We start from the raw sequence: 8534 nt of genomic DNA on the forward strand, positions 1-8534 counted from the left end.
GACCGGATCACGGGAGGCCAGCATGGCGGGCCAACGGCAGGACGGACAGGGAATCGGACTCTTCGGCGCGGTGCTGGCGGCGGGGCTCGTCGCGCTCCAGCCCGGGCCGGCCGCGGCCGACGAGGGCGGCATGAGCTTCTGGCTCCCCGGCATCTTCGGGAGCCTCGCGGCCGTGCCGCAGCAGCCGGGCGTCTCGGTCACCTCGATCTACTATCACACGAGCGTCACGGCCGATGCGGCGGTGGCGCGGGCGAAGGAGATCGGCGCCGGCCTTCTTCCCGTGTCGATCTCGGCGAGCGTCCAGGCGGGCCTCGGCAGCACGGCCGACCTCGCCATCGTCGTCCCGACCTACACGTTCGCCTCGCCGGTGCTCGGCGGGCAGGCCACCATCGGCCTGATGACGGTCGCCGGACGCAACAGCACGTCGATCGACGCGTTCTTGAACGCCACCGCGCTGATCGGGCCCTTCGCCGTCTCGGGCTCGCGTTTCTTCAATGTCAGCGAGACCGTGACCGGGGTCGGCGACCTCTATCCGCAGTTCTTCATGCGGTGGAACGCCGGCGTGAACAACTACATGGCCTATGTCACGGGCGACATCCCGGTCGGCGCCTACGATCCGACCCGGATCGCCAATATCGGCATCGGCCACGGCGCGGTCGACGGCGGCTTCGGCTACACCTATTTCAATCCCGCCACCGGCCACGAGTTCTCCGCCGTCGCCGGCCTCACCTACAACTTCAAGAACCCGGACACGCAGTATCAGAACGGCGTCGACTTCCATCTCGACTGGGGCGCGTCGCAGTTCGTCACCAAGCAGCTCCAGATCGGGCTCGTCGGCTATCTGTACCAGCAGCTCTCCTGCGACAGCGGCTCGGGTGACCGCGTCGGCTGCTTCGAGTCGCGGGTGATGAGCGTCGGCGCGCAGGTCGGCTACATCGTCCCGATGGGCGAGGTCCAGGGCTACCTGAATCTCAAGGCCTACAAGGAGTTCGAATCGGAGAACCGGCCCGAGGGCTGGAACGTGTGGCTGACGCTGATGCTCTCGCCCGCCGCAGCGCCACCGCCCCCCTCGGCGACGGCCGCCAAGCGGATGTCCTACAAATAGGCTTCGTCGACGCTCCGTCCGGGGTGTCGGGACGTGCCGCGCCCATCGGAGGCGTGACGCCGGGACGCTTGTGTCCTGCGCGATCCGGGCTGTAAGAACCGGTCCGTCCGCCACGTCGCTCGCGGATCGCTCTGGAGCCCAAAATGTCCCGTCCCGTCCTGCCGCCCCGCCTGCTCGTCGTCGCCGGCATCGTGCTCGGCGTCGCCGCGGCGGGCCCGGTCGCGGCCCAGGATCGCCCGGCGCCGAACAACCTGTTCACGGCCGCCGGCTTCGTGGTGCGATACGCCGACACGCCGGAGAAGCTCGCGCTCCTGCGCTCGCTGCCGGCCGACAAGCTCACCATCCGCCGCAAGAACGGCAAGACCACCTACATCTACCCGGACCCGAACGGCTGCCGCTGCGCCTTCGTCGGCTCGCCGGCCGCCTACGCGGCCTATCGCAACGGCGGCCTTCCGGGCGTCGACCAGGGCGGCGCCGGCGGCGGATCCGAGCCGCGCTATGTCGAGGAGATGGAGAGCAGCATCGCCGCCGACGGCTCCGACACCGAGCCGGGCAGCATGCTGGGCGGCTTCTTCGACCAGGACTGACGGCCGGCCGGCGCAGCCGTCACAGCACCGCGGAAATTCCGAGATCGGCGAGGGTCTGGACCGTCAGGGCCCGGGCGGACGTCCGCGCCTCGGCGACGTCGCCGGCCGCGATGTGATCGATCAGCGCGTGCACCATGGCCTTGCTCTTGCGTCCGCGGCTGCGGACGAAGGAGGCGTTCACGTAGATCAGCGTCTGCTGCAGGGTGCGGTCCCAGATCTCGCACATGATGCGGTTGCCGGTCGCCGCCAGCAGCCATTGGGAGAGCTGTCCGCCGAACGCCGGATGCCCGGACTCGATCCGGCTGAATCCCTCGTCGATGCTGCGCTTGATCTCGGCGGCGCTCTTCGCGGTGGCGGGCGTCGCGGCGCGCGCCGCCAGCTCGACCGCGTATTCCAGGATCGCCAGCCGCACCTGGAACAGCTCGACGATCTCCCGCTTCGACAGGAGCTTCACCCGCACGCCCTGGAACGGCGGCCGCTCGGCCAGGCCGTCGGCGACGACCGCCTGCAGGGCCTCGCGGATCGGGCCGTTGGAGAAGCCGAACTCCTCGCGGAGCTGCGCCTCGCGGATGCGCTCGCCCGGGCGGTAGCCGCCCGTGATGATGCGCTCCCGCAGCACCTGCGCCAGCCAGGCGCTGCGCGACGGCGGCGGCGGCTCCGCCTCGGGCCGCGGCATGGCATTCAGCGCGGCGGCGGCCGGCATCGCCTCCGACGCCGCCGGCTTGGATGGCGACTTGGACGCCGGCTTGGACGACGCCTTGGACGACGCCCCTGGCGCCGACCGTCGCTGCACGGCCGAGGCCTTCGCCGGCTGCGTCCGTCTCCTCGGTGTCGTCATCGTCCTCCGCCGGGGCGCCGACCCCGCGATCGGCGCCTCCCCCTGTTCTCTTTTGCACTGCCCACGCAGTACACCGCAGTGCCCGCCCCGAAACAACGGCCGGCGCTGCATGACCGGGTCGTCCGCCGGCTTCGGCGGAGCGTCAGAAGAACCGGCTTTGATACGTGTGCTCCGGCGCCGCCGCGTCGAGCGCCCAGGCGCCCAGCTCCTCGTGCCGGGCGAACCAGACGTCCGGGAACTGCTGCATGTAGCGGATGATCTCCTCGAACACCGACATCACCATCGGCCGGCCGCCGAAATGGGTGTGCAGCGTCAGCACCAGCATCGACATCGGCTCGGTGCGATAGAGGAAATCGAACGTGCCCTTGTAGACGTCCCACAGGTCGCGCGGGCTGGAGCGCAGCACCCGGTTGTCGGTGAAGTCGCTGTTCGGCACCGCCGCGATGATGCCGTTCCTGGTCTCGATCCGGTGCGGCAGGTCGATATAGGTGACGTCGGCGTGCCACTTCATCTTCTCGGCCGCCAGGAAGCTCGTCGTGTTCTCGGTGAAGGCGAGCACGGAGGACAGCCAGCCGGTCGGCCGCTTGCCGGCCTTCTCCTCCAGGATGCCGAGGCAGCGCGAGATCGTCGCCCGCTCCTCCTCCGGTTCCATGTAGGCGAGCAGCGCATCCTGCGTGTAGTTGTGGCCGCCGACGTCGTGGCCGGACTTGACGATCTGCGCCACCGTGTCGGGATAGAGCTCGGCGCAGCGCGCATTGGTGAAGAACGTCGCCGGGATCTGCAGCCGGTCGAGCGTGCGCACGACGCGCCAGACGCCGACCCGCGCCCCGTAGGTCGACCACGCGCGGCCGGCGAGATCGACGGAGCCGGGCTTCAGATGCGTGGTCTGCACCGAGTAGTTCGGCGCCTTTCCCTCCGCCCAGGTCTCGTACATCACCGTCACGGCGACGGCGATCCGCTTTCCGTTCGGCCAGGTCGGCCCGCTCGCGTGCTCCACTGAGGCGTCCTCCGTTGTCCCCGCGTCACCGCGTTGCACCCGCCTCTCGCTGCGGCGCAGCGCGACGGCACGACCGTGGGGAGTTGCGTTATCGGTTCTGATTAATTATTAATAATCTCCAAGTCAAGAACGAGCGGCACCAGCGCCGCACCGGGAAACGCATCGGAGGAGCCGACCATGAGCCTGCTTCGGCAGCTTGCGACCGTCATTGCCGTGGGACTGGGCGCCACCCTGGGCGGCACCGCTGTCGCCCAGGACACCTGGCCCGACCGGCCGATCCGCTTCATCGTCACGTCGGCCGCGGGCGGCGGCGTCGACCTGATGGCGCGCCTCCTCGCCGAAGGCTTGAGCCAGGAGCTGCCGCAGCGCGTCATCGTGGAAAACAACGGCACGGCGGGCGGGCTGATCGCGGCGCGCACCGTCGTGAAGAGCGAGCCGGACGGCTACACGTTCCTGTTCTCGGGGCCCGGCCAGGCCTCGCTGCCCTATGTCTACAAGAGCCCCGGCTACGACGTGCGCCGCGACTTCGCCAGCGTCTCGCTCGTCACCCGCTATCCGCTCGTGATGGTGACGACGCCGGACCTGCCGGCGAAGAACATCGCCGAGTTCATCGCGCTGGTGAAGAAGAACCCCGGCAAATACGCGTTCGGATCGAGCGGCATCGGCGGCACGTCGCACATCCCGCTCGAGGCCCTCAAGTCGCAGGCCGGGCTCGACATGATCCACGTGCCCTATCGCGGCAGCGGCCAGACCACGGCGGCACTGCTGGGGGGGCAGATCCAGCTCGTCATCGACGGGCTGGCGCCGCAGCTCGCCAACATCCAGGACGGCCGCGTGCGCGCGCTGGCGCTCACCACGACGACGCGCTCGCCCGTGCTGCCCGACGTGCCGACCGTGTCGGAGTCGCTGCCGGGCTTCGCGTTCCCGATGTGGGTCGCGGTGTTCGCGCCGGCCAAGACGCCGCCCGCCATCATCGAGCGGATGTCGAAGGCGATCGCCGCGGCGGTGAAGACGCCGGCGCTCGCCAAGCGCTTCTCCGAGCTGATGGTCGATCCGGTCGGCTCGACACCGAAGGAGCTCGACCGCTTCATGGAGGAGCAGCTCGCCTTCAACAAGACCGTGATCGAGAAGGCCGGCATCCACATCCAGGAGTGACGCGGCGCGGCACTGGACCTCTCCCCGTCATCCTGAGATGCCGGCGCAGCCGGGCCTCGAAGGATGCGGCCACGCCGGTCGGTTCGGGGTCATTCCGGGGCGCACCAAAGGTGCGAAGCCGGAATCCAGCGGCGAATCCTGTGCGGGCGGCTGGATTCCGGGTCCGGCGCTCCGCGCCGGCCCGGAATGAACGAGCCGATTGGACGGAAGCCGTTGGCGTGAGACGGCGCAATTCGGGACGAACGGAGACCATGGCATGTCGGACGAGACCGCGATCCTGCAGGCGCTGACCGCGCTGGAGGTCGACTACTGGCACGAGGTCGACTTCAACCTGGGACGCGACGGCCACGCCTTCTACGTCGCCGACGGCCTGTTCACGATCGGCGACACGCGGATGGAAGGCCGGGAGGCGATCAGCGGCTTCTATCGCTGGCGCATCCAGCGCGGCGAGCGCACCGCGCGGCACGTGGTGACCAACTTCCGCCTCGACCGCGCCGACGACACGACGGCGACGCTGCGCTGCATTCTTTTGCTCTACGCCGCCGATGGGGCGCCGGTGCTGCCGTCGCTTCCGGCGATCCTGATCGCCGACGTGGTGAGCGACTGCATCCGCGGCGAAGATGGCCGCTGGCTGTACACGTCGCATGTGCTGACGCCGGTGTTCATGGGCGGCACGCCGCCTACGGTTCCGCCGCCTGGCGACCCGGAGTGAGCACAGCGCCGAGATCCTCGGAGACGATCGGAAGCTGCGCCAGGAGGCGGCGCGGCGTGATCGGAAGCTGCGTCACGCGCACACCGAACGGCGCCAGCGCATCCTCCACGGCCGCCGCGATGGCGGCCGCCGCCGGGATGGTGCCGCTCTCGCCGGCCCCCTTGACGCCCAGCGGGTTCTGGGGCGACGGCGATTCCAGATGGGCGATCTCGATCCTTGGCACTTCTGCTGCTCCCGGGAGCAGATAGTCGGCATAGGTCGTGGTGGTCGGCTGGCCGGTGTCGTCGTAGCGCATCCACTCGTACAGCGCCTGCCCGATGCCGTGCGCCACGCCGCCGCGGATCTGCCCCTCCACCAGGGTCGGATTGAGCAACCGGCCGCAGTCGTGCACCACGATCCAGCGCAGCAGCCGCACCGCGCCGGTCTCCGGATCGACCTCGACCTCCACCACATGGGTGCCGTTGCAATACGTGATGGCGGGCGGCTCGAACACCGCCTCGGCGGCGAGCCCCGGGGCGAGCCCGCCCGGAAGCGCGTAGCCGGGCAGCCCCTGCAGGTCGCGCGCGAGATCGGCGATGGTGACGCCCGAGCCGGGCGCGCCGACCACCTCGACGCGGCCGTCGCGCAGCGTGAGATCCGCCGGCGCGACCTCCAGCCGGCTGCTCGCCGCGGCGAGGATTTTTTCGCGCACGATGTGGCTCGCCGAGAGGACGGCGGAGCCGGCCGTCGCCGCCTGCCGGCTGGCGAAGGCGCCGAGCCCGAGCGGGCTCGCCGCCGTGTCGCCGGCGATCACGTCGATGGCCGACAGATCGACGCCGAGCTGGTCGGCGCAGATCTGCGCCAGCACGGTGGCGACGCCCTGCCCCTGCGCGGTGGCGCCCGTGCTGATCACGATACGGCCCGACGGGCCGACCCGCACGCCCGCCGCCTCGAACGGCCCACGTCCGGTTCCCTCGACGTAATTGGCGAGGCCGATGCCGATGTGACGGCCGGCCTTGCGCGCCTCGGCCTGTCGCGTGCGAAACCCGCCCCAGCCCGCGGTCTCCAGCGCCGTCGCCATGCAGGCCGGATAGTCGCCGCTGTCGTAGGTCATGGTCCCGCCGTCCCGGGTCTTCACGCCGGTGACGTAGGGCATCTGGTCGGGCGCGATCATGTTGCGGCGGCGGATGTCTCCGCGATCGAGCCCGAGCTTTTCCGCGACGCGATCGAGCAGCCGCTCCATCACGAACGTGCCCTGCGGGCGCCCGGCCCCGCGGGTCGGCGTCGCCGGCACCTTGTTGGTGATCACCAGCGACACGTCGAGATCGTAGGCCGGCAGCACATAGGGCCCGATCAGGTTGGTGGCCGAGTTGCTGGGCAGCGCGATGCCGTAGGGCGTATAGGCGCCGTGGTCGTGAACCAGCGTCCCGCGGATGCCGCGCAGGCGCCCGTCCTGGTCCGCCGCGATCTCGACGTCCCAGATCTGGTCGCGCTCCTGCGTGGTCGCGACGAAGTGCTCCCAGCGGTCCTCCAGCCAGCGCACCGGTCGTCCCAGCAGGCGCGCCGCCAGCGGCACCGCGACCTCCTCCGGATAGAACACGAATTTCGGCCCGAACCCGCCGCCAACGTCGGGCGCGACGACGCGCACGCGATGCTCCGGCAGGCCCAGCATGGCGACCAGCAGCGCCTTGGCGCGATGCGGCATCTGGGTGCTGTCGAACACCACGATCCCGTCGCTCGCCGGGTCCGGCTGCGCCAGCACGCCGCGGCCTTCCATCGAATGGCCGCCGCCCTTGTGCAGCAGGAAGTTCTCACGCAACGCCACCGGCGCGTCGGTGAAGGCGCGGCCGCAGTCGCCGTAGCCGACCCGGAACGACGCCACCAGATTGTCGGCGCAATCGAGTCTCGCACGCGGCGCACCGGGGTCGAGTCCGGCGACGGGATCGACGACGGCCGCCAGCGGCGCGTAGTCGACGTCGATCAGTCGCGCCGCGTCCTCGGCGGTGGCGCGATCCTGTGCCACCACCATGGCGACCGCCTCGCCGACGTGACAGACCTCGCGGCTCGCCAGCACCTCCGGATCGAGGACGTGGCGGATCGCGCCGCTCGGCATGCCGACCGGAATGCGAGGGAGCTTCAGATGCGGCGCGATATCGGCCGCCGTGTAGACGGCGTGCACGCCCGCCAGCGCCCGCGCGGCGCGCGTGTCGATCGCCTCGATCCGCGCATGCGCATAGGGGCTGCGCAGAAACGCGGCGTGCAGCATCCCGGGCAAGGCGATGTCGCCGACGAAGCGGCCGCGGCCGCGGAGCAGCGGCGGATCCTCCAGCCGCGGCACGCGCGCGCCGACCAGCCGCGACGGCGCGTCCCCGGTCACACGCGCCCCCGCGCGAAAAGGCCGGTCACGCCGTCCGGGCCCGCGACAGCCGCTCGTCGGGCGGCGCGATCTCGGTGACGAGATCCGCGACCAAGCCCTTGTTGGGCAGCGGCGCCAACGTCATCTCGCCCTCGTGCAGCCGCGTCGTGCAGGCATAGGCGACGGTGCCGTCGATCACCATCATGCACTCCTTGCACGCATTGGCGTTGATGCAGGAGTAGCGGAACGACAGGCTCGGATCGACATGGCTGCGGATCCAGCGCAGCCCGTCCAGCACGGTCTGGCCGGGCACGAACGGAACATCGAAGCGCTCCTCGGCGGCGGGCGCCTGCGCGGTGCCGCGGCGGATCACGAGGGTCGTCGTCATGCCGGCACTCCCACGCCGGTCTCGACCCTGCGGGCGACCGGCACCGTTTCCAATGCGAGACCGCCGGAGCCGAGCGTGGCGACCTGGTTGCACAGCCAGCGCTCGTCGAGCCCCGGGAAATCCTCGCGCTGATGGGCGCCGCGGCTTTCGGTGCGGGCACGCGCCCCGAGCACGACGCTGCGCGCCACCGGCAGCATGTTGCGCAGGTCGAGCCAGTCGATCAGCACCGAGTCGAACGGCGTTCCGGCGGCGAGCGGATCGTCTCCGATCGCCGCGGCGAGGCGCTCGATCTCGGCGAGCGCCGCGTCGAGCTTGTCGCCGGTGCGGAACGGACCGACCTTCTCGGTCATCACGTCCTGCAGATGCGCGACCAGCGCGGCGGGATTGACGTCGCCGCGGGCGCGACGCCGGGCCAGC

The 8534-nt window shown here is 70.6% G+C and carries 8 protein-coding genes and 1 pseudogene; 4 read left to right on the forward strand and 5 right to left on the reverse strand.

Features of this window, described 5'->3' with window-relative positions; translation table 11 throughout:
• Nucleotides 1-22 precede the first annotated feature (22 nt).
• Together CH341_RS08000 and CH341_RS08005 are read left to right on the forward strand one after the other, a co-directional pair.
• Entirely contained in the window at nucleotides 23-1105 is a 1083-nt protein-coding gene (locus CH341_RS08000; protein ID WP_210208206.1) for a SphA family protein, read from the forward strand.
• A gap of 143 nt (nucleotides 1106-1248) precedes the next feature.
• Nucleotides 1249-1692, forward strand: a complete 444-nt coding sequence (locus CH341_RS08005) for a hypothetical protein (RefSeq protein ID WP_111418509.1) — start codon at nucleotides 1249-1251, stop codon at nucleotides 1690-1692.
• Nucleotides 1693-1711: 19 nt separating this feature from the next.
• Here CH341_RS08005 and CH341_RS08010 read toward each other — a convergent pair whose 3' ends face one another.
• Complete coding sequence (locus CH341_RS08010) at nucleotides 1712-2485, reverse strand: GntR family transcriptional regulator (protein WP_170149522.1); 774 nt, start codon at nucleotides 2483-2485, stop codon at nucleotides 1712-1714.
• Nucleotides 2486-2672: 187 nt separating this feature from the next.
• On the reverse strand, nucleotides 2673-3527 hold the full coding sequence (locus CH341_RS08015; protein WP_111418511.1) for a polysaccharide deacetylase family protein: 855 nt from the start codon (nucleotides 3525-3527) through the stop codon (nucleotides 2673-2675).
• Between the two features lie 177 nt (nucleotides 3528-3704).
• On the opposite strand from CH341_RS08015, the gene CH341_RS08020 reads away from it, so the two are divergent.
• Together CH341_RS08020 and CH341_RS08025 are read left to right on the forward strand one after the other, a co-directional pair.
• The gene (locus tag CH341_RS08020; protein ID WP_111418512.1) at nucleotides 3705-4682 is read left to right on the forward strand and encodes a Bug family tripartite tricarboxylate transporter substrate binding protein; all 978 of its coding nucleotides are present in this window, start codon (nucleotides 3705-3707) and stop codon (nucleotides 4680-4682) included.
• Nucleotides 4683-4938: 256 nt separating this feature from the next.
• Nucleotides 4939-5394: a nuclear transport factor 2 family protein gene (locus CH341_RS08025; protein ID WP_111418513.1), complete on the forward strand. Its 456-nt coding sequence runs from the start codon at nucleotides 4939-4941 to the stop codon at nucleotides 5392-5394.
• Here the strand turns inward: CH341_RS08025 and CH341_RS08030 are convergent.
• The 3 genes and pseudogenes from CH341_RS08030 to CH341_RS08040 all read right to left on the reverse strand — a co-directional run.
• Nucleotides 5363-7750, reverse strand: coding sequence for a xanthine dehydrogenase family protein molybdopterin-binding subunit (locus CH341_RS08030; protein ID WP_210208207.1), 2388 nt, complete (start codon nucleotides 7748-7750; stop codon nucleotides 5363-5365). The genes CH341_RS08025 and CH341_RS08030 overlap by 32 nt on opposite strands.
• Before the next feature lie 25 nt (nucleotides 7751-7775).
• Nucleotides 7776-8117 carry a 2Fe-2S iron-sulfur cluster-binding protein gene (locus tag CH341_RS08035; protein WP_111418514.1) on the reverse strand — a complete coding sequence of 114 codons (342 nt, stop codon included), beginning with the start codon at nucleotides 8115-8117 and terminating at the stop codon, nucleotides 7776-7778.
• A pseudogene (locus CH341_RS08040) lies at nucleotides 8114-8534 on the reverse strand (hypothetical protein); the annotation flags it as partial. The pseudogene CH341_RS08040 and the gene CH341_RS08035, both read right to left, overlap by 4 nt.

It is taken from the genome of Rhodoplanes roseus, from assembly GCF_003258865.1.
Lineage (GTDB): Bacteria > Pseudomonadota > Alphaproteobacteria > Rhizobiales > Xanthobacteraceae > Rhodoplanes > Rhodoplanes roseus.